This is a genomic window from Brevundimonas nasdae, assembly GCF_019395145.1.
GTDB classification, from domain to species: domain Bacteria; phylum Pseudomonadota; class Alphaproteobacteria; order Caulobacterales; family Caulobacteraceae; genus Brevundimonas; species Brevundimonas nasdae.
This window is the reverse complement of record NZ_CP080034.1, coordinates 1,652,844-1,677,609: the sequence shown is the minus strand read 5'-3', so window position 1 is coordinate 1,677,609 and position 24,766 is coordinate 1,652,844. Positions and strand designations below refer to the sequence as shown.

24 protein-coding genes and 1 other annotated feature are annotated in these 24,766 nt (G+C 64.1%); of the genes, 13 read left to right on the top strand and 11 right to left on the bottom strand.

All coding sequences use genetic code 11. The features are described from left to right. Positions 1-14: 14 nt before the first annotated feature. Together KWG56_RS08155 and KWG56_RS08150 are read right to left on the bottom strand one after the other, a co-directional pair. Positions 15-650 carry a DUF4168 domain-containing protein gene (locus tag KWG56_RS08155; RefSeq protein ID WP_219354407.1) on the bottom strand — a complete coding sequence of 212 codons (636 nt, stop codon included), beginning with the start codon at positions 648-650 and terminating at the stop codon, positions 15-17. A gap of 100 nt (positions 651-750) precedes the next feature. After that, positions 751-1,146, bottom strand: a complete 396-nt coding sequence (locus KWG56_RS08150) for a PRC-barrel domain-containing protein (protein ID WP_219354406.1) — start codon at positions 1,144-1,146, stop codon at positions 751-753. A gap of 356 nt (positions 1,147-1,502) precedes the next feature. On the opposite strand from KWG56_RS08150, the gene KWG56_RS08145 reads away from it, so the two are divergent. Together KWG56_RS08145 and KWG56_RS08140 are read left to right on the top strand one after the other, a co-directional pair. Continuing rightward, positions 1,503-1,892 carry a hypothetical protein gene (locus KWG56_RS08145; RefSeq protein ID WP_219354405.1) on the top strand — a complete coding sequence of 130 codons (390 nt, stop codon included), beginning with the start codon at positions 1,503-1,505 and terminating at the stop codon, positions 1,890-1,892. Beyond that, positions 1,799-2,803, top strand: coding sequence for a potassium channel family protein (locus KWG56_RS08140; RefSeq protein WP_342393754.1), 1,005 nt, complete (start codon positions 1,799-1,801; stop codon positions 2,801-2,803). The genes KWG56_RS08145 and KWG56_RS08140 overlap by 94 nt, the downstream gene beginning before the upstream one ends. A gap of 50 nt (positions 2,804-2,853) precedes the next feature. On the opposite strand, the gene KWG56_RS08135 is transcribed toward KWG56_RS08140, so the two are convergent. Then, entirely contained in the window at positions 2,854-4,152 is a 1,299-nt protein-coding gene (locus tag KWG56_RS08135; RefSeq protein ID WP_219354404.1) for an SLC13 family permease, read from the bottom strand. 87 nt (positions 4,153-4,239) lie between these two features. Here KWG56_RS08135 and KWG56_RS08130 point away from each other — a divergent pair, with 87 nt between their 5' ends. The 4 genes from KWG56_RS08130 (at position 4,240) to KWG56_RS08115 (ending at position 7,538) form a co-directional block, all read left to right on the top strand. Further along, entirely contained in the window at positions 4,240-5,115 is an 876-nt protein-coding gene (locus tag KWG56_RS08130) for a hypothetical protein (protein ID WP_219354403.1), read from the top strand. A 66-nt stretch (positions 5,116-5,181) separates the two neighbouring features. Continuing rightward, on the top strand, positions 5,182-5,661 hold the full coding sequence (locus KWG56_RS08125) for a DUF421 domain-containing protein (protein ID WP_244999700.1): 480 nt from the start codon (positions 5,182-5,184) through the stop codon (positions 5,659-5,661). 5 nt (positions 5,662-5,666) lie between these two features. Then, on the top strand, positions 5,667-6,146 hold the full coding sequence (locus tag KWG56_RS08120; protein WP_219354402.1) for a DUF421 domain-containing protein: 480 nt from the start codon (positions 5,667-5,669) through the stop codon (positions 6,144-6,146). Between the two features lie 81 nt (positions 6,147-6,227). Beyond that, the gene (locus tag KWG56_RS08115) at positions 6,228-7,538 is read left to right on the top strand and encodes a cation:proton antiporter (protein ID WP_219354401.1); all 1,311 of its coding nucleotides are present in this window, start codon (positions 6,228-6,230) and stop codon (positions 7,536-7,538) included. 13 nt (positions 7,539-7,551) lie between these two features. Here KWG56_RS08115 and nhaA read toward each other — a convergent pair whose 3' ends face one another. Then, positions 7,552-8,868: a Na+/H+ antiporter NhaA gene (nhaA, locus tag KWG56_RS08110; RefSeq protein WP_308384591.1), complete on the bottom strand. Its 1,317-nt coding sequence runs from the start codon at positions 8,866-8,868 to the stop codon at positions 7,552-7,554. A 195-nt stretch (positions 8,869-9,063) separates the two neighbouring features. Between nhaA and KWG56_RS08105 the strand changes: the two genes are divergently transcribed. The 4 genes from KWG56_RS08105 (at position 9,064) to KWG56_RS08090 (ending at position 13,624) form a co-directional block, all read left to right on the top strand. Further along, entirely contained in the window at positions 9,064-10,338 is a 1,275-nt protein-coding gene (locus KWG56_RS08105) for a cation:proton antiporter (RefSeq protein ID WP_219354400.1), read from the top strand. A 256-nt stretch (positions 10,339-10,594) separates the two neighbouring features. Then, positions 10,595-11,236, top strand: coding sequence for a response regulator (locus KWG56_RS08100; RefSeq protein WP_219354399.1), 642 nt, complete (start codon positions 10,595-10,597; stop codon positions 11,234-11,236). Positions 11,237-11,479: 243 nt separating this feature from the next. Beyond that, positions 11,480-12,310, top strand: coding sequence for a mechanosensitive ion channel family protein (locus tag KWG56_RS08095; protein ID WP_244999699.1), 831 nt, complete (start codon positions 11,480-11,482; stop codon positions 12,308-12,310). Further along, positions 12,311-13,624 carry a DUF2254 domain-containing protein gene (locus KWG56_RS08090; protein ID WP_219354398.1) on the top strand — a complete coding sequence of 438 codons (1,314 nt, stop codon included), beginning with the start codon at positions 12,311-12,313 and terminating at the stop codon, positions 13,622-13,624. Between the two features lie 88 nt (positions 13,625-13,712). On the opposite strand, the gene KWG56_RS08085 is transcribed toward KWG56_RS08090, so the two are convergent. The 6 genes from KWG56_RS08085 to KWG56_RS08060 form a co-directional block, all read right to left on the bottom strand. Further along, positions 13,713-15,221 carry a SulP family inorganic anion transporter gene (locus KWG56_RS08085; protein ID WP_425331942.1) on the bottom strand — a complete coding sequence of 503 codons (1,509 nt, stop codon included), beginning with the start codon at positions 15,219-15,221 and terminating at the stop codon, positions 13,713-13,715. A gap of 7 nt (positions 15,222-15,228) precedes the next feature. Then, positions 15,229-15,294: a sequence feature (sul1 is cis-regulatory element that is thought to sense ions involved in sulfur or methionine metabolism; They are found in Alphaproteobacteria), on the bottom strand. A gap of 139 nt (positions 15,295-15,433) precedes the next feature. Beyond that, a complete protein-coding gene (locus KWG56_RS08080; protein WP_219354397.1) occupies positions 15,434-15,811 on the bottom strand; it encodes a DUF1622 domain-containing protein in 378 nt (125 codons plus the stop codon). 73 nt (positions 15,812-15,884) lie between these two features. Next, positions 15,885-17,774: a BCCT family transporter gene (locus KWG56_RS08075; RefSeq protein WP_244999698.1), complete on the bottom strand. Its 1,890-nt coding sequence runs from the start codon at positions 17,772-17,774 to the stop codon at positions 15,885-15,887. An 851-nt stretch (positions 17,775-18,625) separates the two neighbouring features. After that, entirely contained in the window at positions 18,626-19,420 is a 795-nt protein-coding gene (locus KWG56_RS08070; RefSeq protein WP_244999697.1) for a DUF1295 domain-containing protein, read from the bottom strand. Positions 19,421-19,425: 5 nt separating this feature from the next. Further along, the gene (chrR, locus tag KWG56_RS08065; protein ID WP_219354395.1) at positions 19,426-20,067 is read right to left on the bottom strand and encodes a cadmium/peroxide/UV radiation responsive anti-sigma factor ChrR; all 642 of its coding nucleotides are present in this window, start codon (positions 20,065-20,067) and stop codon (positions 19,426-19,428) included. Further along, positions 20,064-20,642 (bottom strand): sigma-70 family RNA polymerase sigma factor, encoded by a 579-nt coding sequence (locus tag KWG56_RS08060; RefSeq protein WP_244999696.1) that lies wholly within the window; start codon positions 20,640-20,642, stop codon positions 20,064-20,066. The genes chrR and KWG56_RS08060 overlap by 4 nt, the downstream gene beginning before the upstream one ends. 163 nt (positions 20,643-20,805) lie before the next feature. Here KWG56_RS08060 and KWG56_RS08055 point away from each other — a divergent pair, with 163 nt between their 5' ends. The 3 genes from KWG56_RS08055 to KWG56_RS08045 are packed head-to-tail and all read left to right on the top strand — an operon-like array spanning position 20,806 to position 24,204. Then, positions 20,806-22,143 carry an NAD(P)/FAD-dependent oxidoreductase gene (locus tag KWG56_RS08055; protein ID WP_219354393.1) on the top strand — a complete coding sequence of 446 codons (1,338 nt, stop codon included), beginning with the start codon at positions 20,806-20,808 and terminating at the stop codon, positions 22,141-22,143. Next, on the top strand, positions 22,140-22,943 hold the full coding sequence (locus KWG56_RS08050; protein WP_219354392.1) for a DUF1365 domain-containing protein: 804 nt from the start codon (positions 22,140-22,142) through the stop codon (positions 22,941-22,943). The genes KWG56_RS08055 and KWG56_RS08050 overlap by 4 nt, the downstream gene beginning before the upstream one ends. 34 nt (positions 22,944-22,977) lie before the next feature. Beyond that, positions 22,978-24,204 carry an SAM-dependent methyltransferase gene (locus KWG56_RS08045; protein WP_219354391.1) on the top strand — a complete coding sequence of 409 codons (1,227 nt, stop codon included), beginning with the start codon at positions 22,978-22,980 and terminating at the stop codon, positions 24,202-24,204. 8 nt (positions 24,205-24,212) lie between these two features. Here the strand turns inward: KWG56_RS08045 and KWG56_RS08040 are convergent, their stop codons facing one another. Beyond that, positions 24,213-24,725: a flavin reductase family protein gene (locus KWG56_RS08040; RefSeq protein WP_219354390.1), complete on the bottom strand. Its 513-nt coding sequence runs from the start codon at positions 24,723-24,725 to the stop codon at positions 24,213-24,215. Between the last annotated feature and the right edge of the window lie 41 nt (positions 24,726-24,766).

The following is a 24,766-nucleotide window of genomic DNA, read 5'->3' as shown; positions in this document are numbered from 1 at the left end:
CCGCCGTGCGGCGGTCAGGCCGGGTTCTCGCCGGTCTGTTTCGCGCGGATCACGTTCGCCCTCGCTCTCAGCCAGTCGCTTTCGAACACCGCGGTCGCGATGGCGTTGTAGCGTTCCGTCGACAGGCCTGACCCCTGGACGGCGCGCGCCAGCGCGGCGGCCTCTTCGGGACTGGCGCGGCCATTTTCGACGTCGCCGGTGATGTCGCGGATCTGGTCAACGGCCACGACGTATCGGCGCAGCTCGTCCTCGGTCACATTGGCGGCGACAGAGTCAGCGGCGGGCATCGGCGCCTTCAAGACACGGATGCGCGCCCGGATGGCGGGGTTGTCCGCCGAGGCGCGAGCAATGGCGTTGTACCGCTCGACGGCCAGCCCGGACTGCTGCACCACGGTCGCCATTTCACCCTGTTGTTCCGCCGTCGGCTGTGCGCCGTTCAACGCTTCGCTGAGAACCCGCAGGCGTGTGATTGCGCCATCGTAGGCCATAAGCTCAGCATCGGTGAACTCCGACGGCGCGGGCGCCTCAGAGACCAAGGGCGTTTGCAACGGCCCGGCCGCGGATTGGGACTGCGCGTCTTGCACGAACGCACCGACAGCAAGAGTTCCGGCGGCGAGCGCGACGATGAAGGGCTTTGTTGCATGGGTCATTGGTTTCCTCTTTCGCGAAGTGGGACACCGCGCGCTTTGGAACGAGCGGGGCCGTTGATGGGCGTGGACGCCAAGTTGGCTTCGGGTCGAAGACCTCACGTCACCAGTAGGGCTGGGCGCCTCTGGCGCTGTAGTAGTTGTGGAAGGCTTCCCGCTCTGCGCTGTCGTCCCAACCGCTGAGTTCTGAGACGTCCAGCTTGGGAGCGAGCTGCAAGAACTCCTGCGTGATGTCGACGACATAGCCGCCGACCTTGGTGTCGTAGGACAGGACCGACCAGGGGAGGGGCTGGTGCTTGCCTCCGAGGCCCAGAAAGCCGCCGAAGCTCAGGATCGCGTAGGCGACCTTGCCGCTGCGCTTGTCGATTGCGACGTCCTCGATCGTGCCGATCTTCTCCCCGGCCTGGTTATAGACGTCGGCGCCGTTCACGCGCCGCGCAGGCACCAAGGGATGGTCGATGTCATCGATTGCGGGGGTCAAGACGGATTGCTCAGACATAGAGAATATCCTTCATTCCAATATTTATATGTGTGGGTGAGTTTCGCGTTGAGCGACGTCTCAAATCTATAACGCATAGGGCGTCTGGGAGGTGCTCCGAGCGCAGTCACGAAATGGTCACGCGCCAACTCATGTGCGTGAGCGGTCATCGAGATCGATACGAGAGTGAGTGGGGGGCACCTGACTGAATACTTGAAATTCTATTGATAAACGGTTTGGGAAAAGCGTAATAATCATCGATGCCGGGGCCGGATACATGACCGATTCTCTGGCGGGCGCGGTTCCAGAAGCCCGGGTAAGCCGGGTGTGTAAGGTGTAGGCAAGACGCGCAGGGCGAATCGGGAAGAGCCGCAGGGATGGGTGATCAGATGGCCGTGGGGATCGTCATAGCCGCCGGCTGCTGGCTGATCGGCCTGGGATTTATCATGCTTCTAGCGCCTGGCAGTGCGCTGGCGGCCTTGGGGCGCATGGGTGGTTCGCAATCCCTTCATCTCGGCGAGATGACGGCACGGGGCCTGATCGGCGTCGCAATGATCGTCGCAGCCGATGGGTCCCGCCACCCCACGATCTTCATCGTGATCGGAGCCTTCCTGATCACGTCCGCCGTGGCTCTGCTTATTCTCCCGCGGCGTTGGCATGGCGCCTATTCGACGTGGTGGGCGGGCCGCCTGCCTCGCACTGCGGTGCGGGTCATCGCTCCGGTTTCGTGGACGATGGGCGGCTTGCTCATCTGGGGCGCACTCTAGTCAGTCATCGTCTATCGACCGCTTCGTCGTGGCGCCGTTCTTTGACGGCGTCGGCCCGCATCCTTACGGTGATGCATGATCAAAAGCGTGAGAGCGGCCCCGACGGCCCTTTGGCCGGCGAGAGCGGCGCGACCATGAGTGCCGGGATGAAGCGGTTTCGCGCTCATCTGCGCGAACTCTATCATGGACAATCCGCCCATGCGGTACGCTTCCGGTTCGCCGTTATCGTCGTCGATCTGGCCCTGATCGCCTTCTTCATCGCCACCCCGACCATCCGCGCCACGGCCTTCTTCCTGACCGTCGACTACCTCGTCGCGCTGCTTCTCGCCGTTGATCTGGCGGCGCGCTGTCTCGCCTGGGGCTCTTTCCGCTCGTGGATCCGGCGTCCTATCGTCTGGGTCGATTTCTTCGTCCTGCTGACGCTTCTCGCCCCCCAGTGGCTGTTCAGCCTGGCCTTCCTGAGGGTGCTGCGGCTCTGGACGCTCTTCCACAGCGATTTTTTCTGGCAGACCTTCGGGCGTCGCTTCAACAACACCCGGATCGAGGAGGCGGCGCGCGCTGCGGCGACCCTCCTCACCTTCATCTTCATCGTCACAGGCTTCGTCTACACCAGCTTCGCCGGCATGGGCGTCGGGGTCGACAGCTATCTGGCCGCTCTCTATTTCACCGTGGCGACCCTGACGACCACGGGCTTCGGCGACATTGTCCTGCCAGGAGACTGGGGGATGATCATCTCCATCGTGACGATGATCACGGGCATCACGCTGTTCGTGCGCCTCGCCCAGGCGATCTTCCGACCTCATAAGGTGCGCTTCGATTGCCCTCGATGCGGTCTGGCCCGCCATGAACCCGATGCCGTTCATTGCAAGGCGTGCGGGTTGCTTTTGAACATCCCGAACGCGGAATCGTAACGGACGCCGAACCGCCAGTGGGGCTTGGGTGCGCTTCGTGAAGGGAGCTGTCAGAAAGGGAAGAAGATCGGAATGGCGATGACCCCAGCGACCCAGGTCACGAAGTTCAGAGGCACGCCGACGCGGACGAAATCCATGTATTTGTATTTGCCAACCTGGAAGACAAGCACATTGGTCTGATAGCCGAACGGGGTCGCGAAGGCGGCGGATGCGGCCATCATCACGCCAATCAGGAACGGTCTGGGGTCGACGCCGAGGCTTTCGGCCAGTGCGACCGCGACAGGAGTGATCAGGACCGCGACGGCGGCGTTCGACAGAAGTTCGGTCGCGAACAGGGTCACGCCGTACAGGATCGCCAGCGCCACCAGCGGCCCGAACGGGCGGATGAAGTCGATCAGCAGCGCCGTGCCCGAGGCGGCCAGTCCGGTCACCTCGATCGAGAGGCCCACCACAACCATGCCGGCGATCAGAAGAAGCACCTCAGGGCGCAACCCCGCATAGGCCTCCTCCGGACTGATCACGCGCAGCAGGATCAGGATGACCGCCCCCGCGAAAGCCGAGGCCGCGATCGGCGCGATACCCAGAGCGGCGGCGGCGATGACGCCGACGAACACCAACAGAGAGAGCGAGGCCCGGCGCAGGTCGAAAGCGCGATCGACCGCGAACAGTTCGACGTCGCCCATCAGTCCGTCGCCAGTCTGCTCGTGGGGGCCGTGAACCGAAGTCTCTTCGTCCTTCTGACCGGCAAGCAGTCGGCCGCCGATCAGGAACAGGTAGAGGCCGCCCACCGCCGCGATGATCAGCGCCACGGGCGTGATTTCGAACATGCCGAAGACTGGCTGGCCTGCGTTCCGCGCCATGTCGTTGACCAGCAAATTGGTCGAGGTCCCGATCAGGGTGCAGGCGCCGCCCATGATGGTGATGTAGCTGAGCGGGATCAGGAACCGCTTCGGCGACAGGTTCAGCGAGGTCGCGACATCTTTCACAACGGGCGCCGCCAGAACGACGATCGGGGTATTGTTGAGAAAGGCCGAAGCGCCCCCACAGAGGACGATGACAAGCCAGAGTCCCGTCGCGCCCAGCCGCGCACACAAGGCGGTCGCCTGTCGGATCAAGAGACCCAGCAGGCCCGACAGCTCGATGGCGTAGGCGATGACGAACAGGCACGCGAGGGCGATGACCGCAGGGCTGGCGAAGGCGCCCTGGACCTCAACCGGCCGGATCACCCCCATCAGAAGCAGCGCCGCCGCCGCCGCAAGCGCCGCGACGTCCGACCGGACCTTGCCATGGATCAGCACGCCGACCACGGCGACCAGGACGACCAGAGCCGCGATCTGATTGAATTCCATCTCCCTTGCTGACCCCCCGAACGGCGCCGGGTCAAGTCTTGTCGCTCGAAGTCGCGTTCCGGAGGTTTCCTGTGCTAGGGTCTGCCCATGTCACGCCTCGTTCCGATGTCGCGTCGCCGGTCGATCATGACGGCGGCTCTCGTGGCCGCAGCCGCTCTGCCGCTCGTCCAGTGTGACCGGGTGGCTGACGCACCGACCGCGCCCACGCAGGCCGATGCCCCCGTCGCTGCGCCTGAGAAGGCGAACCCTGTCGCAGCCCCGGCACAGGCGACGCTCAGCCGAAGCGATCTGATCGCCGCCGCCGCCCAGGCGGCTTCGACCTATGCTGAGGGCCGGACACCGACAGCGACAGATCCCCTGATCGGTCGCAGTTTCACCGTTCGGATGCCGTTCGGTTGCGCCGGGCCGTCGATATCAGGCGCAGCCGAGGCGGAGCAGGGCCTAGCCCGCTGGTCCTGGACTGACGACAACAAGACTCTTCAGCTCAGCCTGACGCCCGGCGACTGGACGGATTCCGCGCTCATCGCGGCTCCACTCGGCGCCCGCTCGGCTGCGACTTGGGAGGCGGTCGAGGGGTTCTGGGTTCCCCGTCCATGGATGGCGGCCGAAACCTGCCCGTCCGCGCCGACCGATCCTCTACTGACCGTTGAACCGACCGCCTCGCCCCAGACGTTGGGGATCGCGGCGGTGTTTGAAGCCGACGGCTCGCGCGTGGGTAGGCGGAATGGTCGGGCCTACGCCTTCACGGTTCGGCCCGCAGCCGGGCAGGCGCTTGTGCCGCCGGTCGGCGGCTATCGGCTGGTGCTGCAAGGTCGGATCGTGGGCTTCCCCGGGGGGCGGGCGATCCGTTGCAAGGCCGCCGGACCGGATCAGCGTCCGGTCTGCGTCGCGGCCGCGCGCATGGACCGGGTGGCGTTCGAAGATGCCGATGGCGCCGTGCTCACGGAATGGCGGGCAGGCTGACGCCAAGCGACGACACCCAAGGCAACGTCCCTGCCTCGCAGCCGTTGGCTTGTGAAGGAGTAAGCCGTGCCGAACTTCATCTTCAGCGGCTGGAGCGGCGTTCTGCGCATGCTCCTGGTCGCTCCTGCAGCCTATGTGGCGCTTGTGCTGATCCTTCGCCTGTCGGGCAAGCGAACGCTGTCCAAGTTGAACGCCTTCGACTTCATCGTCACGATCGCGATCGGCTCGACCCTGGCGTCGGTCATCACCACGCGATCCCTCCCGCTTCTGGAGGGGATCACCGCGCTCGGCCTTCTGGTGGGATTGCAGTATCTCGTCACAGCGACCTCCGTCCGCTGGAAAGGTTTCCACAGGGCGGTTACGGCCGAGCCGACCCTGTTGCTGCGCAATGGAGCCCCGCTTGTCGCCGCGATGAAACGTGAAAGGATCACAGTGGACGAACTCGAAGCCGCGGTGAGGCAGGCCGGCGGCAGGGTGCTGCAAGACGCCGACGTCGTCATTCTTGAAACGGACGGGTCCCTGACGGGGGTCCTGCGGTCGATCTGATGGAGATGCTGCACACCCTGATCGGAACGCAAGGCGAGGACATCAGCGTCGGCCAGATGGCGGTGCGGGCGGTCCTCATCTTCCTCCTGGGCGTGATCATCGTCCGGTTCGCCGCGACGCGGGCCTTCGGAAAGTGGAGCGCGCTGGACATTATCTTCGCCGTCGTCGTCGGATCCAATCTCGGCCGGGCCATGACCGGCAGCGCGCCTTTCGTGGCCACCCTCGTCGCGACGGTTGTCCTGGTCGTCCTGCACGGTGTTCTGGCCCGGGCGTCGGCGAGGTGGTCGTGGCTCAGCGCCCTGACCAAAGGCCGGTCGGTGGTTCTCGTGGAGGACGGTGTCGTCAACCGCGACCGCATGCGGCGGGCGGGCATCGGGGAAGGGGACCTGAGGATGGCGCTGCGCGCCGAAGGGCATCAGGGCCTGGATGAGGTCAGGACCCTTTCGCTGGAGCGGAACGGCGACATCACCATCATCACCCGGTAACGGCCGGCGCGACCTTTCGTCCGAACAGAGAGGGCGGGGCGCGATGGGCGAACCCCGGCGCCATCGGAGCGTTGGAGGCCGATGCCCGACCTGACCGAACTCGCACCGGTGCCCTACATCCTTGCGTTGACCGGGGCTGGCGTCCTGATTGCCCTCGTCGCGTGGTTGCCCTTGGCGTTGAAGCGCCTGCCCCTGTCCCTTCCAATCATCTGCATCACGATGGGCGCGGCGATCTTCTCGATCCCGCAGCTCGGTATCCGGCCCCTGCCGCTCTCCTATCCGGAGATCACCGAGCGGTTTACCGAATTCGTGGTGATCATCGCCCTGATGGGCGCCGGCCTGAAGATCGACCGGGTCTTCCACATCCGCCGCTGGGCTGTCACCTGGCGCCTGCTGGGGATCACCATGCCGCTGAGCATCGCGGCCATCACCGGGCTTGGTTTGTGGGCCGGGCTTCCCTGGGTCGTCGCCATTCTGCTCGGCGCCAGCCTCGCGCCGACGGATCCGGTTCTGGCGGCGGATGTCCAGGTGGGGCCGCCCAAGAGCGGTGAAGAGGACGAAGTGCGGTTCGGCCTCACATCCGAGGCCGGTCTGAACGACGGTCTGGCCTTTCCCTTCGTGCACCTCGCCATCGTGCTGGCGATCGCCGGCGTCACCGGCGAGCCGTGGTTGCTGAAATGGCTAACCTACAACGTGCTCTGGGAGATCGCCGTCGGCGTTCTCGGAGGATGGCTGGTCGGGCGTCTCTTCGGATGGTTGACGTTTCGGGTGCCGGCGGAGAGCAAGCTCGCCAGCACCGGGGACGGCCTGATCGCGATCGCCGCGACCTTCGTGTCCTATGGCCTGACCGAGATGGTCCACTGCTACGGCTTCATCGCCGTCTTCGTGACGGCCCTGACCCTTCGCCACGCCCATCGCGAGCATGACTTCCAGCGGGAGATGCACGACGTCACTGAACAGGTCGAGCGACTGGCCATGATGGTCCTCCTGCTGCTGTTCGGCGGCGCTCTGGTAAGCGGCCTTCTGGCGCCCCTGACCTGGATCGACGTCGCGCTCGCCATCGCCTGCCTGGTCGTCGTCCGTCCTCTGGCCGGTCTGGCGGGCCTCATAGGCCTCAAGGCTGAACGAAGCGAGAAATTGACGTTGGCCTTCTTCGGTATCCGGGGCGTCGGCTCGATCTACTATGTCGCCTATGCCCTGAACCACGCCGCCTTTCCCGCTGCGGAACGGTTGTGGGCGATCGTCGGGCTGGTCGTGCTTCTGTCGATCCTGCTCCACGGTCTGACCGTGACACCAGTGATGCGCGGTCTCGATCGTCGTCAGGGACGCGATCCAGACGCGCCGGATCGCGAGGCCGTTCCTCCGCCGGGACTCGCCGGTCCGGCCGCATGACGACAGTCGGGGCTTAGCGGCCGTCCCACGGAAGGGGAGCGTCCGGTCCGCCCGTGTCGTCGGGTGCCGAGGCGCGTGGCCGCCCCTGCCATTCGCGACCGGCGAAGGCGAGCACCAGGCCGGCGGCTACGGCCGAGAGGATGGATCCGCCGATGACGCCGAGCTTCACCTCGATCTGTTCGGGAGAATCCACTGCACCCGGGAAGGCCAACACCCCGATGAACAGGCTCATGGTGAAGCCGACCCCGCACAGCAGCGACACCCCATAGACCTGCAGCCAGCTCGCGCCGGTCGGACGGGCGCCGATCTTCAGCGCCGACGCCAGCCAGGCTGCGCCAAAGACGCCGATCTGTTTGCCGAAGAAGAGCCCCAAGGCGATGGCGACGACGAGAGGGGCGAACGCTTGCGAGAGGGACAGGCCGCCGAACGCGACCCCGGCCTTGGCGAAGGCGAACAAGGGCAGGACGAGGAAGGCGTTCCAGGGATGCAGATCGTGCATCGCTTCCTTGAGGGGGCTCTGATGATCTTCGCGGCGCGCGGTGATCGGCACGATCATGGCGAAGGCAACCGCCGTCAGCGATGTGCTGATCCCCGAAAGGACCGTGAGGTACCAGACCAGCGCGAAACCAAGAACCCAGAACGGCGCCGCGATCCGGATCTTGTGAGCGGCGACACCTCCGGCGATCAGCAGACCGACCGCGGCGATCAACGGCGTCCAGTTCGCGCCGTCGCTGAACAGGACAGCGATCAGGGCGATGGCGCCCAGGTCGTCGACGATGGCCAGGGTCAGCAGGAAGACCCGCAGCGAGGAGGGCAGGCCCTTGCCGACGAAACCGAAGATCGCCAGGGCGAAGGCGATGTCGGTCGCCAGGGGGATGGGCCAACCCTGATGGGGCGCGCCGATGGTCTGAGACAGCGCCAGATAGACCGCTGCGGGCCCGACCATCCCCCCGAGCGCGGCGAGAACCGGCGTGGCCAGCTTGCGCGGATCGCTCAGCTCGCCGCGCATGACCTCATATTTGATCTCCAGCCCGACGACGAGGAAGAAGATGGCCATCAGGCCTTCCTTGATCCAGTCGGAGATCGTCTCCTCCAGCCGGATCGGGCCGATCTGAAGGACGTGATAGCTCTTCAGCCAGGCGAAGTAGTCCGGGGCCAGTGGAGAGTTCGCGACCACCAGGGCCGCCACCGCCGCCAGGGCGAGCGCGGTCCCGGATGCCGCTTCGGTCCGCAGGAAATCGATGGTCAGTTTGCGCGCCACGGCGGCCTCCATAGAGAAGATGAAGCTGTCGTGACGCCAGGTTATCGACGGGCGTCGGACCGGGTTCATCGATCCCTCAGGACGACGCCAGCCTGGCGAACTGATGTTCGCCTGATATCTGCGGCGCACTATAGCCGGTTGAGCTCAAAGCGCACCCATCGGTAGGGCCCGATGGCCGTTGGTCACGACCATGGAGCGGAGCTGTCAGGAGACGGCGAAACTTCCTACGATGAGTTTTCGAACCTTGGGGATATGGGACGCATGATGAGCGACCTCGAACTTTCGCCCTTCCAGGCCGCCGCGATCCTGATCGTGCTCAGCGCGACGCTCGGCTGGTTCAACCATCGCTTTTTCAAGTTGCCCGGCACGGTCGCCATGACTCTCATGGGAGCGATCGCATCGCTTGCCGTGATCGCGGCCGACGCCGTGCTGCCGGCGAGCCGGGTGTCCGAGACCGTCAGTCGGCTTCTGGAAGACATCGACTTCCATGAGACCCTGATGAACGGGATGCTGTCCTTCCTGCTGTTCGCGGGCGCCCTGCATGTCGATATAGAACACCTGCGCAAGGGGCGCTGGCAGATCGCCATCCTCAGCACCATCGGGGTGGCGGTTTCGACCCTGATCGTCGGCTTCGGGCTCTGGAGTCTCGGCAGGCTGGTCGGGATCGACGTGCCGCTGATCTGGTGCTTCGTCTTCGGCGCCATCGTCAGCCCGACCGACCCGGTGGCGGTCATGGGGGTCCTGAAGACATCCAGCGTGCCGCCGACGCTGCAGGCGACGATCGCTGGCGAGAGCCTGTTCAATGACGGCGTGGGCGTCGTCGTTTTCTCGATCCTTCTTGCCAGTGCGGTGGGCGGCGAGGCATTTTCCCTCATCCATGCCGGGGAGCTATTCCTCGTCGAGGCGCTCGGCGGAGCAGCTCTTGGGGGAGTGATCGGATGGATCGCCTACCGGGCCATGAAGGCGATCGATGACTATTCGGTCGAGGTGATGATCACCCTGGCCACCGTTATGGGCGGTTACGCCCTGGCTTCTGCGCTCCATGTCAGCGGGCCCGTCGCGATGGCGGTCGCCGGACTGATCGTCGGCAATCACGGCGTCAGCTACGCTATGAGCGCCAACACCAAGGACTACCTTCTGAAGTTCTGGGCGCTGATCGATGAGGTTCTGAACGCCGTTCTGTTCCTGCTCATCGGTCTCGAAGCCGTGGTCCTGGCGGACCGCTTGGGTCTCCTGGGGCTGGGCGTGCTCACGATCCCCCTGGTGCTGATCGCCCGAGCGGTGTCGGTGGGAGCGCCGCTGTTGTTCTGGCGCAGGCTCCTGCCGTTCAACCTGGCCTTTCCGGTCATGACCTGGGGCGGACTTCGCGGCGGGATTTCCATCGCCTTGGCGTTGTCACTGCCGGCCGGCCCGATGAAGGACATCCTCCTCGCTGCGACCTATGTGGTTGTGCTGTTCTCCGTCCTTGCGCAAGGCGGCACCGTCGGTGGACTGGTCAAGCGCTGGTCAGGTCTGCTGAAGGTGTCGGCGACGCCCTGAGCGTCGTTCGGGTGTTGGTCGTCGAATAGATTGCCCGTCATTCATAGGAGGATAAGTAGAGGCGGAGTTATTGTAACAAAGAAGATCTTTAGGACTGTAATCGTAGACCGGAGATTGCTTAAACGGCGCGGAGGTCACGCTTCGAAATGATAGGAATGCTCACGATCTTGTGAGGGGTTATGACGATGTCGGGATCAGGGTTTAGATCAGTCAGCTTGACTGCTAGGAGGCGGCGAACTGTTTCAGGGGCTGACGCATGTTCGACAAAATCGACCCGACACATCACGACGGCGACGTCCGCAGCGAGGCTATTCGCGGGATCGACCGGCTCTGTGAGATTTTCGACCCGCTTCTGCAGGACCCCTCCCACAATCTCTTCGCTGACCAGAAGACCGAACTCGCGGCCCTGGCGCGGATTTTCGATCTGACAACCAACAGGGAACCAGCGGAGGTCTGGTCGGACCTGCGGACGATGCTAGTACCGAAGCAAACCTCGGAGCCCGCTGACGCAGGGGATGCACGGACCATTATGGTGGTCGAGGACGACCCGGATATAGCGGTCGGGATAATGTCAGCGCTCGTTGAAGCAGGCCACCGCCTGGTGGGTCCGTTCGAGAGCGCGGATGCAGCAGAGGTCTCCGCTGCGCTTCACCAGGTCGATGTGGCTCTTGTGGACATCAACCTTTCCAGCGAGGCGAACGGCATCGATCTCGCCCGCGCGTTGAAGAGCCGATGGGGCGTGCCGACGATCCTCATGTCGGGGGACATCACGGCGCTTTCCGCCTTGGGCGACTTGGCGGATGCGGTGATGCTCAAGCCTTTCAGCGCTCAAGCTCTTCGGGTGGCGATCCAGACGGTGGCCGGTCCTCCGAAAGCAACGGCTGCGTCGGCGGAATGACGCTCGCTGCGGAACCAGACCGGGCCCGAGCCGCTGGACGATGATGGGTGGCGAGATGATGCCAGACGTCAGCGGTCTGGACGACGCCAGAATCGTCAACATCGGTGGCAGCGTTCTCACGCTGGGCGGTCTGGCGTCCGGCGCCGTCATTCTGGCGATCGCCATCCTGATCTCCTGGCTGCTGACGCGGGGGATCCGACGCGTAAGGCTGCGGGCGCAACGCAGCGCCCAGCTTCTCTATGTGTGCTCGAAAAACTGGCCGGCTACGGGGTCATCATCATCGGCGCGGTCGCCGGTCTCTCTACGGCCGGCCTCAACCTGTCCTCGCTTGCGGTCTTCGCCGGGGCCATCGGCATCGGCGTAGGGCTGGGCCTTCAGGGCGTGGTCAAGGAGTTTGTGTCAGGCATCTTCCTCATCTTCGACCGCATGGTGTCCGTGGGCGACTATGTCGAACTGGAAGACGGGACGCGCGGCGCCATCGCCGAGATTGGTCCGCGGGCGACGCGCATACGCACGAACGACAATGTCAACGTCATCATCCCGAACTCTCATCTCATCGAGGGGCCGGTGACTAACTGGACTCTCAAGGGCGACACCAGAAGGATCCACATTCCGTTCTCGGTCGCCTATGGGGCGGACCGCGGCGAGGTCCGGGATGCCGTCCTGGCCGCAGCCAGAGCCTCCCCCTTCACCCTGCCGGAGACCGAGGCGCGCACGAGCCAGGTCTGGCTGGTCGGGTTTGGCGACAGCAGCCTGAATTTCGAGCTTCTGGTCTGGCCGACACAGGAAGCGGTCAAGCGGCCCGCCGCCATGCACGCGGCCTACACCTGGGCCATAGCGGACGCTCTGGACGCCGCAGGTATCGAGATCCCATTCCCTCAGACCGACCTGCGAATCCGCAGCATCCTGGGGCGGGAAGGGGACGACGCGCTCTCGGCGTTGGGCCTTTCCGAGCATCTGAAAACGAATAGCGGCGCGCCGCGACCCGAGCCGGCAACGGGACCCACGGTCAACGATGCGGCGCAGGATCTCCTGCAACCCTCCACCGACCCAACGCAAGGCATCGACTCCTAAATGCGCGCCCGCATTCTCCGACTGATCCAGGAAATCGCCGACGCCTTTTGGGTTCTCCCGGCGATTATCGTCCTGGCCTTGGCGGGCCTCGCCGTCGCGGCCGTCGATCTGCAGCTCGTCGGCCGCCTTCCCGCCTGGTTGCCCGAGAGCTGGGTTTACGGGGGAGGGGACACCGGCGCGCGCACGCTTCTTGGAGCCATAGCCTCGTCGACGATCAGCGTAGCGGGCACGCTGTTCTCCATCACCATCGCCGCACTGACCCTGGCCTCAAGCCAGATGGGGCCGCGGCTTTTGCGCAACTTCATGCGTGACCGAGGCAATCAGCTGACCCTCGGCGTCTTCCTGGGGACGTTTGGCTACGCCCTGATCGTCCTTCGCGCCGTGCGCGGTGGCGAGGACGAAGCCTTCGTTCCAGCGCTGGGGGTGACTCTTGGGCTCGTCCTGGCGGCCACCTGCGTCGCGCTGCTCATCTATTTCATCCACCACGTGGCCAGCCGCATCAACGTCGATACTGTGATCGATCTCGTCCATGACGACGTGGTCGAGGACATGGAGCGGTTGACGCTCGACACCGCCTGCCCGGTCACAGATGACGACGTCGACTGGGAAAAGGCGACGCCTGTGTGTCTCGCGCATCAAGGATATCTGCAGCAGGTCGACATGTCCGCGCTCGCCGACTGGGCAGCCGAGCACCATTGCGTCGTGAAACTGCTCAAGAGGCCGGGTGAGTTCGTCTACCCCCACGCCCCATTCGCGTTGACGTCAACGGCTGTGGAGAGCGCCGAAGCCGCAATATGGAGCCGGATCGCTTTGAGCCGGCAAGGCGGCTCGTCAGCGGATTTCACCTTCCCCATCGCCCAACTGGTGGAGGTGGCTGTTCGCGCCCTTTCGCCCGGGATCAACGATCCCCGCACAGCCGTCAGCGTGCTGAACCGGTTAGGTGCAGCCCTGGCCTGGCTTTCGCCGCGGCATCTCGACGATGGCGTGCGCCAAAGAGACGGCGTCGTCCGCCTTCGTGTTCGGGCCCTGGACTACCGCGAACTCGTAGCGGTGATGTTCGACATGATCCGGCAGAATGCCGGATCGTCGCCTAGCGTGCTGATCCACCTCCTCAATGTGCTCGGCGCCGTTGCCGAGGTCGAGCGGCGACCGGAGCGTCTTGAAGTCCTGAAAGGAAACGCGCGCGTGGCCCGCGATCAGGGCGACGGGCAGTTCGTCAATTCTCATGACAGGGAAGCGCTGGACAAGGCTTACGCGGCCTTCCTCATCGCGGCCCGCGGTGCGATGGCGGGAAAGAGTGCAGTCGGTACCTAGCGACCAGGATGCCGGATTGTTATCGGCTTCATCACGCCAAAAGAAACTGCGCTCGATTCATTCGACCGAGGGGGGCATTCGCAGCCAGTCAGTGTGATGTGCCCACAGGCTGCGCGCCCTTATCGAACTGGCCCACACGATCGACGAGCGATTGCCCGGATTCATTCATGCCGATGACCTGGACGTCCGCGCCCTGACGGCGGTAACGGAACACCACCTTATCAACGGCCGCGACGCCCGTCAGGTCCCACAGGTGGGCTCCCGTCATGTCGATCTCGACCCGCTTGGGACTGCCGTGGTGTTCGAAAGCGGCCGCGAAGACGTCAGCGGAAGCGAAGAACAGTTGGCCGCTGACACGATATCGAAGCACGCCGTCTTCGGACGTGGACGCCTCCTCGACCACGATCGTCTTGCCGACCTTCCGCATGAAGAAAATCGCCGACAGGATGACGCCGAGCACCACGCCCTTGGACAGGTCATGGGTTGCGACGACGGTGGCCGTGGTCGCAACCATCACGACGGATGACTGGAAGGGTGTCGAGCGCAGGTTCAGGACCGACTTCCAGTCGAAGGTACCCACCGAGACCATGATCATCACGGCAACGAGCGCGGCCATCGGGATCCGCGCCACCCAATCCTGAAGGACCAGAATCAGGAACAACAGGAACAGACCGGCCCACAGCGTTGATAGCCGCCCGCGCGCGCCGGAGGTGACGTTGATGATCGACTGACCGATCATGGCGCACCCCGCCATGCCGCCAACAAGAGACGAGGCGATGTTGGCGATGCCCTGCCCCCGCGTCTCGCGGTCCTTGTCGGAAGGGGTGTCGGTTATGTCGTCGATCAGGTTCGCTGTCAGCAGGCTTTCCAGCAGGCCGACAAAGGCGAGCGTCGCCGAAATTGGTCCGACGATCACGAGCGTGTCCCAGGTCATGGGCACGACCGGGATATGGAACATCGGCAGAGTCGAGGGCATCTGACCCATGTCGCCCACGGTGCGAACATCCAGCCCCGTCCAGACGACAAAGCCGCTCAGCAGCACAATGGCGACCAGCGGCGAAGGGACCGCCTTCGTCAGACGAGGCAAGCCGTAGATGATGACCAGCGCCGCGCCTACCAAGGCGAACGTCTGCCAGTTGGCGCCGACCAGTTCAGGCATCTGGGCGAGGAAGATCAGGATTGCCAGCGAGTTGACGAAGCCCGTCATCACGCTTCGGGACACGAACTTGATGTATCGGCCGAGCCTGAAGAGGCCGATCACGATTTGGAAGATGCCGCACAGCAGCGATGCGGCGAACAGATATTCTAGGCCGTGATCGCGGACCAGGGTGACCATCAGGAGAGCCATGGCCCCGGTCGCCGCGGAGATCATGGCCGGGCGGCCCCCGACGAAGGCGATGGTCACGGCGATGACGAAGGAGGCGTAAAGCCCGACAGCTGGATCGACGCCGGCGATGATGGAAAAGGCGATCGCCTCGGGAATGAGGGCCAGTGCTACGACGGTGCCCGCCAGTAGATCACGGCGTGGGTTGGCGAGCCATTGCTGGCGCGCGGAGGCAATAATAGACATTTTCAGTTTCAGCAGGGGGAGCCGCACCGGGCTCGATTTCCTGACGGATCGGCGGTCAGGATAGCCACCCCCCGTCCCGCATGGCAGGGGAGGGTCCGAGGTGATGGCGCGTCCATGCCGTCAAAAGAGTGATTTAAGCAAGCCCTTGGGCGAAGGCTGCCAAGGCCCGCACCTGTCCAGACAGGCCCCTGCACACTTTTTTGGAGCGCGTTGGCGACATCACCCCGGAGGCCGAGGGATCAGCGATGATCGGTCTTGCGACCATCCCGACGCTCCGCCCTCCGCCAAGGCCAACTCCCCTCGATCTCTGTCTCCAGCGCGAAGCTCAGGAACGTGCGGATCAGAACAACGAGGCCCAGAAGCCCGACGGTGTGCAGGGTGAGGGGAGCGGTAATCGTGCTGATGATGTCGGCTCCAACCAAGAGCTCCAACCCCAGTAGTATGCCGCGCCCGAGGTTGGCGCGATAGTTTGTGTAAGCCTCTCGCCAGTCGCGATCGCGGAAGCCGTTGATCAGGAACACAAGTGTTGCGAGCCCCACCGCGCCGACGATGATTCCTGCGCCGAGCAGCTCAAGGAGCAGGACGAACGGCTGAATGAGGGCGTGCGCACCGTTCACGGGCGAGCCCCGTCAGGCGCGGCCAGGAAAGACGTCGGAGGCTGTATCAAGTCCGGGATGGTGGCTGACAGCATCAGCCGGTTCGCCAGCGATGCAAGTGGTCGAGAACATCGGCGACGATCTGCTCGCGCGTGAAACCGGTGAGGTCGCGGGGTCGCTCGACCCCATTGGAGCGGGCGGACAATCGCCATTCCATCGCGCGGCGGCCTTCGGGGGCATCCAGGGCGGTCAGGGCCGGACGGGGACGCTCCCGGGCGTCCAGGCGGTACTCAAACCCCGATCCTCCCTCTGCGGCGGCCGTCAGGAAAAGACCGGTCCCGCTTTGGGTGATGGCGGCGTCCAGCCCTTCCGCCAGCAGGCCTTCCCGCACGGTATCAAGCGCGGGCGCGCCCGCCTGTTGGATCTGTCGGTCGATGTCGCGGCGGCTTGCGGGCGAAAGGATTCGCCGCAGTTGGCTGGCCAGAGGGGGACCCTCGGTCTCAACCGCGCGACCGGCCAGATCGGCGTTCATCTGCCGCACAAGGCCGGCGGCCAGAAGAATCATGATGACCGCGAAGGGCAGGGCGGCCACGAGCGTCGCGGCTTGCAGGGCTCCAAGGCCGCCGGCGAGCAGAAGGACAGCGGCAGCCAGCCCCTCGAGCGAACACCAATAGACCCGCTGCCAGCGTGGCGTATCGTCCGCGCCGCCGGACGCGATGGTGTCGATCACCAACGATCCCGAATCGGCCGAGGTGATGAAGAAGACGGCGACCAGCAGCACGACCAGGGTCGACGTGATCGCCGTGCCCGGCAGTTGTTCGAGGAACTGGAAGATGGCGGTCGACAGATCCGATGTTACCGCCTCCGAGATGGCCCCCGCCGCCGCGCCCATGTCGAGGCTGATGGCGGTGTTGCCGAAGATCGTCATCCACAGGAAGGTGAAGGCAGTCGGCACGAGCAGTACGCCGATGACGAACTCGCGGACGGTCCGTCCGCGCGAAATCCGCGCGATGAACATGCCCACAAACGGCGACCAGGCGATCCACCACGCCCAATAGAACAGCGTCCAGTTGGCCATCCAGCCCCGCGGCTCATAAGCATAGAGGTTGAAGGTGCGGACAAAGAAGTGGTCCAGATAGAGGCCGAAATTCTGCACCAGCGCCTTCAGCAGGAAGCCCGTCGGCCCCACCGCCAGAACGAACAGCATCAGCAGAACCGCCAACACGAGATTCAGCTCCGACAGCCGACGCACGCCCCTGTCCAGGCCGGTGAGAACAGAAGCCGTGGCGGCCGTCATCACCAGCGCGATCAGTCCCACCTGAATCCAAGCCGTGTTGGGCAGGCCGGTCAGATAGGTCAGGCCACTGTTGATCTGGGACACGCCCAGTCCCAGAGACGTGGCGATGCCGAACAGGGTGCCGCAAATTGCGAAGATATCGACGGCATCGCCGATCGGCCCGTTGACCCGTTTACCCAGCAGTGGGGCCAGCCCGGATCGAAGCGTCAGCGGCAGGCCTTTCCGGTGCGCGAAATAGGCCAGGCTCAGGCCGACCAGTGCATAGATCGCCCAGGCATGGACGCCCCAGTGGGTGAAGGTGATGACCATCGCCTCCCTCGCCGCGTCGACGGTTCCGGGCTGCGCCTCGGGCGGAGTGGCGTAGTGTTGGATCGGCTCGGCGACCGCAAAATACATCAGGCCGATGCCCATGCCAGCGGCGAACAGCATGGCCAACCACGAGAGATAGGGAAAGTCCGGTTCTGACTCATCGGGGCCGAGCTTCAACGCTCCGGTCGGACCCAGGGCCAAGGTCAGAACCACCAGGAGGAATCCCGCCACCGAGGCGATGTAGAACCAGCCGAAGGTGTCGATCACCCATGACTGAGCCGTCTGGAACAGACGGTCGGATTCGCCGGGTGCGGCAACGGCGAGCATCAAGAGCAGGCCGATGATCAGGCTGGCTCCCCAGAAGACGCGTGGGTTCATCTTGGCCTTAAACATGGACCTATAGCGTGACAGTCCGGCCAAGGTTGCGCCGATCCCGAGGGCTGGCCGCAAGACATGGGCCCCGGCGGCGCCGCCCGACAAACGCGATGCTCTGCCGCTGGATTGGCGGCCAAGCCGGGCGTGACCACCGTGTACGGACGTTTCCGCTTCCCGCTTGCGCGCGTGAAGCACGCAGTTGGTCAAAGCTCCAGGTGATCATTCCTCATGAAGCTTGCGGAGACGCCCGCCTGTGAGTTGAAACGCCTTCGGACGTCATGCTTTGGCGGCCGTGCGCGGGACCGGTGATCGCTTTTCGTCTTGAGGCGAACCTCTGCAACTGCGCGCTGACGACGTTGGCCAATGATTGAGATGACGGTATCGTCTCAATAGGCTTTACAACCTGTCGGTATGGAGTCGTCGGCATTTTGAACGGCGGTGAGATGTAGATCGCCGCGCCCTTCGGATACAGCATTGTCGCGCGCTGCCGATAGACACCGACATCACTCAAATTTTATCGAGGCGGAATTCTTCTTTGTTTTCATAAGCCTTACTCCGGTGGCGGTAATACTGACGGTGTGGTTCGGAGGTCAAAGAAAAAGCGCTGATAAATCAGCGCCTTCTGGTCGATTGCACGATCGAGTGGGAATAATTCAGACCTTTCGGGAGCTTTCGATATCGCTTCGAAAGAGTCCCGTAAGGTGCTGACGATATTGTGAATTCTGACGAGGCCCTTCGAAGCCTTTCGGAGGGTCTATTTTTTTGTGATGGCGTCTTTTCTGACGGTCTCGTCGCGTTGCCTCCGCCGCCTCTGTTCCATACCGTCACTGCTTCCAGGGTGTCCTGACGGTCTTTTAAGGCTTGGGCGGGCGGGGGAAAAAGCGGCTGGTGCTTGCGGCATAGGCCTCGAAGGCGTCAGGGCGCGATCGGCGCATGTGGGCTTCCAGCAGCGGCACGCCTGAGACCTGCGTCAGCAGCCAATAGATATAAATCGGTCCGGTCAGCGCCAACCAACCCCAAGGCCAGTCGCCCCTGAAGTCTATGGCGAACACGGGCCAGGCGCACCAGCCTAACCATTCGAAGAAATAGTTGGGGTGACGCGACCATGCCCACAGGCCGGTGTCGCACACGCGCCCTCGGTTGGCGGGCTCGGCTTTAAACGCGGCGAGTTGGCGGTCGGCGAGACCTTCGCCCAGCAGGGCCGACACGAAGATCAGTGCCGCCAGCCCGTCCTGCAGGGTCAGGCCTGGGGTTGGATTGTGCGCCGCCGTCAGGATGCTGAGCGCCAAGAAGGCGGCGGCGGCCGCCTGGAGCATCAGGAAGCCGAACATCTTAGTCTGGAAATCCGCGCCCCAGTCCTCGCGCAGCCTGGCGTAACGGGCGTCCTCCTGCTCGTGGGCGGCGCGGGCGGCGATGTGCAGACCCAGCCGCAGGCCCCACAGTCCGATCAGCACAGCCGCCAGCCACTGACGAGGGGAGGGTGATCCGTCGTTGAGCGGGGCCAGAGATACGCCAATCCCAGCGGCCCCCAGACCCAGCGACCAGAAGGCGTCGGCCCAGCCGCCCTGATCCGTGCGCCGCTGGACCAGCCAGGCCGCCGTCATGACCAGGAAGAGGAAAAGGGCCGCCGCCCCCCAGAGTGGCAGCATACGGATCATAGGCGCACGAACGGCTGCAACAGCCGACCGAGGAACCCCGGCAACTGGATCTGACCATCCAAGGCGACGACGCACAGGCAGGGTTCGTCTGACACCACACGCGGCTGGTGCAGCACATCGTCGTCAGCTTCTTCCAGGGCGCCCACATCAAACCGCGCGGTTTCAGTCGCGTAGGCGCCCGACACGACGCAGGTCAACTCAACGCCGCCGTGGGTGTGGCGCGGCGCTTGGCGGCCCGGGTCGATCTTCAGCAGGATAACCCGGCAGTCGCCGTCGCGTGGGGCGTGGACATCGCGCACCCGAATGCCGGGGCCGATCCAGCGCCAGGGACCGAGCGCATAGCGCCGAAGCGGTTCGGGCAACTCGGGCATATCGTTGAGCGGTGGAGGAACAGCCGCCTTGCCCGTGTCGGTTTCAATGCGCGCCAAGGCCCGCGCCAGTGAGCCGTCTGAAAGCGGGGAGGGCGCCGCGCCGTCCAGAAACTCGCCCCCCACGGCCTGAAGCTGGCGCACCCAGGCGTCGTTGGCGGGACGCAGCGCAAGATGGGTGGCGATAACCACGGCTTCGGGCGGACTGAGCACGCCGGCGGCGTAGGCCAGCAGGCGATCTTCGGAGGGATTGGTTTGGGGGTTGGTCATCGAGATGTCTGCTCTGACGGTTCGAGGATCAGGCGGAGTTTGCTCATGGCGCTGCGAATACGGGATTTGACGGTGCCGAGGGGCAGGTCGAGGCGCCGGGCGATTTCGGAATGGGGGCTGTCCATGAAGAAGGCGAGACGCAGGACCTCGACCTGATCAGGGTGGAGGCGCGACAGGGCGTCACGCACTCGCGCAGCATCCTCTGCCATGGACAAGATATCGTCGGGGCGACGGACCTCCTCACCGACCAGTTCAATCTCGGGCGTTGGAAGGGGGCGGGCGTCGCGGCGCAGAATATCGAGTCGCCGGTTGCGGGCGATGGTGAAGATCCAGGTGGCGGCCCGCGCCTTGCGGGCGTCGTACAGGTCGGCCTTGCGCCACACGGCCAGCATGGCGTCCTGGGCAAAATCTTCAGCCGCGCCGGGCGTTGCGCCTGACTTGACCAGCCAAGCCTTCAGACGTGGCGCGAAATAGTTGAACAGATCAGCAAAGGCCTCGCGATCGCGCCTCAGCGCCACCGCCTCGATCAGCCGGTCGTGCATGAAGGCGTCGTGTTCGCGGGCGTCCGGGCTCATGGAAGCCGAACCTTTGGCGTGGGATGTGAAAGACGAAGCCTCGGCATGCATGGAGCCTAATACGCTTCACTGAAATGTCTGGATCATTCGCAATCCGAACTTCATGTGGCGGCGTAATAGTTCCAGCCTCCCAGGTCCCAGGCAGGCGCGCTTTGGAGCTCCTATGTCGCAGTCGTCCGCCCATCCTTCCGGCCGCTCGTTAAAGATCGCTGTGGTTGGTTCCGGCGTTGCCGCTCTGTCATCGGCCTGGCTTCTATCGCAGCGTCACACTGTGACGCTTTTTGAAAAGGCGGACCGCCTTGGAGGCCACTCCAATACGGTCACGGCCGGCGTCGCGTCTGGCGACATCGAGGTGGACACCGGCTTCATCTGCTTCAACGACGCCACCTATCCTAATTTGATCGCCCTGTTCGATCACTTGGGGGTCAAGACCCGCGCCACCGACATGTCCTTCGCGGTATCCCTGGACGACGGGCGGTTCGAGTATGCCGCGCCCGGGCTGTTCGCCCAGCGCCGCAATGTTCTTCGCCCGCGTTTCTGGTCCATGTTGGGCGAGATTCTTCGTTTTTATCGCGAGGCTCCGATAGATCTCGGCGGGTTGACCGATCCCGATCTGACGCTGGGTGACTATCTGAAGCGAGAAGGGTTCAGCGAGGCCTTCCGCGACGATCACCTGCTGCCGATGGCGGCGGCGATCTGGTCTTCGCCAGCGCATACGCTGATGGACTATCCAGCCGAGGCCTTCATCCGTTTCTGCGGCAACCACGGCCTGCTGAAACTGGTGGGGCGGCCCCTCTGGCGGACGGTCGAAGGCGGCAGCCGGGTCTATGTCGAACACCTAAGCCGGGCGATCGAGGATGTACGCCTGGATCATGGCGTGACGAGTGTGCGCCGAACCGAGCAAGGCGTCATGGTTCATGACAGCCAGGGCGGCGTCGAACGGTTCGACCATGTCGTCATCGGCGCCCATGCGGACCAGGCCCTGGGCATGCTGGCCGAGCCGACCGATCAGGAACAGGCGGTGCTGGGCGCCTTCCGCTACAGCCGCAACCTGACCGTTCTGCATACAGATCCTACCTTGATGCCGCGCCGTCGTCGCGCCTGGGCCAGTTGGAACTATATGGGCGCGGACGACGGCCTGTGCGTCACCTACTGGATGAACAAGCTTCAGGGGCTGTCTGGCGACAATCTGTTCGTCACCTTGAATCCGCCGCGTCCGCCGCGCCCCGACACCCTGCTGCGCAGCGAGCTCTACGAACATCCCATCTTCAACCCTGCCGCCATTCAAGCCCAGAAGCAGTTGTGGAGCCTGCAGGGTCAGGGCGGCGTCTGGTTCTGCGGCGCCCATTTCGGAGCGGGCTTTCACGAAGACGGATTGCAGTCTGGTCTGGCTGTCGCAGAGCAACTGGGCGGCGTGCGCCGTCCCTGGTCGGTCGAGAACGAAAGCAGTCGCATCCATCTGTCGCCGATATCGACGGACGCCTTGGAGAGGGCGGCGTGACCCAGGCATCCGCTCTCTATTGCGGAGGCGTCATGCACCAGCGGCTTCGGCCAAAGGCGCATCGGTTGAACTATCGCGTCTTTTGGCTGCTGTTGGACCTAGCCGAGATTGATGGTCTGGACCGCCGCCTGCGCCTGTTCTCGCACAATCGCTTCAACCTGATGTCCTTTCACGACCGGGACCATGGCGATGGGTCCGGGGCGGCGCTGCGGCCGCAGATCGAGGTTTTCCTCGGGCGAGCGGGGATCGACATCGGCGACGGGCCGGTTCGTCTGCTGACCATGCCGCGTGTGCTCGGCTATGTCTTCAATCCGATCAGCCTCTATTACTGCCATCACGCCGACGGGCGGCTGGCGGCCATGGTCTATGAGGTCACCAGCACCTTCGGCGTACGCCACGCCTATGTCATTCCTGTTCCGCCCCACGATCAGGCGGCGGGACTGATCCGCCAGGGCGCGGCGAAGGCCCTCTATGTTTCACCTTTCATGGGGATGGAGATGGACTACGCCTTTCGCGGCCACGCGCCCTCAGATTACCTGGATATGACAATCGACGGCCGGGATAGAGAGGGCGTATTGATCACCGCCGCCATGTCGGCCGAGCGCCGAACGCTTGACGACAAGGCCTTGTCCGCCGGCGCGCTGGCCCTGCCGCTGATGACGCTGAAGGTCGTTCTCGCCATTCACTGGGAGGCGCTGAAACTCTGGATCAAGGGTGTAGACCTGACCCGTCAGCCGCCGCCGGCCGCCGAACCCGTCACAATCCAGCGTCGGGCTCGTGAGAGCCGTCTTACGCCTTGACCCTGCCATCCCGAACTCACGGCCGACTGACCCAATGACCACCACCTACTGCGATGCGGTGAAAGACATGCGCAAGACGTCTCCGGTCATGGCTCTTCTGGTGCGGCTTCTGTCGGCTAATTGGAGCTGGGGGCGGCTGACGCTGGTGCTGCCGGACGGCTCACACCATCACCTGACGGGTCAGACGCCCGGCCATGCCGCCATCCTGACCGTCCACGACTCTCGCTTCGCCGCACGTGTGCTGAGGGGAGGGGATATCGGATTTGCAGAGGGTTATCTGGCCGGCGAATGGGACACGCCGGATCTTGCGATCCTGCTGGAAACCCTGGTCAACAACTATGACCATATTCGACGCCTGTTTGACGGCAATCCGCTGATGAACCTGGTCAACAGGTTCGGCCACCGATTGAACCGCAACAGCCGTCGCGGGTCGCGCCGCAACATCCACGCCCACTACGACCTCGGCAACGATTTCTACCAGGCCTGGCTTGATCCCTCGATGACCTATTCGTCGGCGCGGTTCGAAACTGCGGGGCAGGGGCTTCAGGACGCGCAACACGCCAAGTACGCCTCTCTGGCGCGGATGATGGGCCTGCAGGCTGGCCACAACGTGTTGGAGATCGGCTGCGGCTGGGGCGGCTTCGTCGAGTTCGCTGCCAAGGAGATCGGGGCTGTGGTGACCGGCGTCACCATTTCCCGAGAGCAGCATGATTTCGCCCGTCGGCGGTTGTTCGATGCCGGGCTGGCCGACAAGGCCGACATCCGCCTGATCGACTATCGCGACGTGAAGGGCCAGTTCGACCGTGTGGCCTCCATCGAGATGTTCGAAGCGGTCGGGCGAGAGTATTGGGGCGCCTATTTTTCTAAGGTTCACCAGGTTCTGAAGCCGGGAGGACGTGCGGGTCTGCAGATCATCACCATTCAGGAGGAGCTGTTCGACGAATACGACGCGCGCACGGACTTCATCCAGAAATACGTCTTCCCCGGCGGCTCGCTTCCGTCGGAAGCAAAGATGGCGTCGGTTGTCACCGAGGCAGGGCTGCGATGGGGGCAGACGGAGCGTTTCGGGCGCGACTATGCCGACACCTTGTCCGAGTGGGCCCGCCGATTTGAGGGCGCTTGGAACGACATCTGTCAAAAAGACTCACGCTTCGACGACCGCTTCCGCCGTCTCTGGCGCTTCTATCTGGCCTATTGCGAAGCCGGTTTCCGGTCAGGCCGCACAGATGTGATTCAACTTTCGTTGGATCGGGCGTCCTGATCGCTGCGTCACGTGGCAGATGAATGATGGATCGGCGCCAGGGTGTGGAAGTCGCTGGAGTGGAAGACAAGCGGCATTACGTTGTCGGCGGCGGTTGCGCGGTGGAGGCGGAAGAGGACGATGTCGTGGTCGCCGGCGGGGATTTCCTGCTCGACTGAGCATTCCAGCCAGGCCGTCGCGTTCGCGAGAAAGAGGGCGCCGTCGGGGGTGGTTTCGTAGTCCAGTCCCAGGAAACGGTCGCCGGTCTTCTGGGCCAGTTGGCGTGCAACGCCAGAATGGCCATGGCTCAGGAATGAGATGCCAAGGCGTTTTTGGGCTCGCAACTGCCGCCATGTGCCGGAGCCGCGCTTGATGCAGACGGACACCAACTGAGGCTTGAGCGAGACGGCGACGAAGGCGCTGGCGGTCATGCCGACAGGTTGACCGTCCACCATGGCGCACAGGGTGGTCACGCCGGTGGGGAAGCGACCGAAGAGGCGGCGCAGCTCAGCATCATCGCTGATGTTGCTCAACATATTCATGTGTTTGAACCCTGGGGCGCCGCATTCAGAGCGGCGTCGGC

Bases quoted from the DNA above. Each gene is read 5' to 3' on its own strand.
- KWG56_RS08155 (WP_219354407.1), bottom strand. From the start codon at position 650: ATGACCCATGCAACAAAGCCCTTCATCGTCGCGCTCGCCGCCGGAACT.
- KWG56_RS08150 (WP_219354406.1), bottom strand. From the start codon at position 1,146: ATGTCTGAGCAATCCGTCTTGACCCCCGCAATCGATGACATCGACCAT.
- KWG56_RS08145 (WP_219354405.1), top strand. From the start codon at position 1,503: ATGGGTGATCAGATGGCCGTGGGGATCGTCATAGCCGCCGGCTGCTGG.
- KWG56_RS08135 (WP_219354404.1), bottom strand. From the start codon at position 4,152: ATGGAATTCAATCAGATCGCGGCTCTGGTCGTCCTGGTCGCCGTGGTC.
- KWG56_RS08130 (WP_219354403.1), top strand. From the start codon at position 4,240: ATGTCACGCCTCGTTCCGATGTCGCGTCGCCGGTCGATCATGACGGCG.
- KWG56_RS08120 (WP_219354402.1), top strand. From the start codon at position 5,667: ATGCTGCACACCCTGATCGGAACGCAAGGCGAGGACATCAGCGTCGGC.
- KWG56_RS08115 (WP_219354401.1), top strand. From the start codon at position 6,228: ATGCCCGACCTGACCGAACTCGCACCGGTGCCCTACATCCTTGCGTTG.
- nhaA (WP_308384591.1), bottom strand. From the start codon at position 8,868: ATGAACCCGGTCCGACGCCCGTCGATAACCTGGCGTCACGACAGCTTC.
- KWG56_RS08105 (WP_219354400.1), top strand. From the start codon at position 9,064: ATGAGCGACCTCGAACTTTCGCCCTTCCAGGCCGCCGCGATCCTGATC.
- KWG56_RS08100 (WP_219354399.1), top strand. From the start codon at position 10,595: ATGTTCGACAAAATCGACCCGACACATCACGACGGCGACGTCCGCAGC.
- KWG56_RS08090 (WP_219354398.1), top strand. From the start codon at position 12,311: ATGCGCGCCCGCATTCTCCGACTGATCCAGGAAATCGCCGACGCCTTT.
- KWG56_RS08075 (WP_244999698.1), bottom strand. From the start codon at position 17,774: ATGAACCCACGCGTCTTCTGGGGAGCCAGCCTGATCATCGGCCTGCTC.
- KWG56_RS08070 (WP_244999697.1), bottom strand. From the start codon at position 19,420: ATGCTGCCACTCTGGGGGGCGGCGGCCCTTTTCCTCTTCCTGGTCATG.
- chrR (WP_219354395.1), bottom strand. From the start codon at position 20,067: ATGACCAACCCCCAAACCAATCCCTCCGAAGATCGCCTGCTGGCCTAC.
- KWG56_RS08060 (WP_244999696.1), bottom strand. From the start codon at position 20,642: ATGAGCCCGGACGCCCGCGAACACGACGCCTTCATGCACGACCGGCTG.
- KWG56_RS08055 (WP_219354393.1), top strand. From the start codon at position 20,806: ATGTCGCAGTCGTCCGCCCATCCTTCCGGCCGCTCGTTAAAGATCGCT.
- KWG56_RS08045 (WP_219354391.1), top strand. From the start codon at position 22,978: ATGACCACCACCTACTGCGATGCGGTGAAAGACATGCGCAAGACGTCT.
- KWG56_RS08040 (WP_219354390.1), bottom strand. From the start codon at position 24,725: ATGAATATGTTGAGCAACATCAGCGATGATGCTGAGCTGCGCCGCCTC.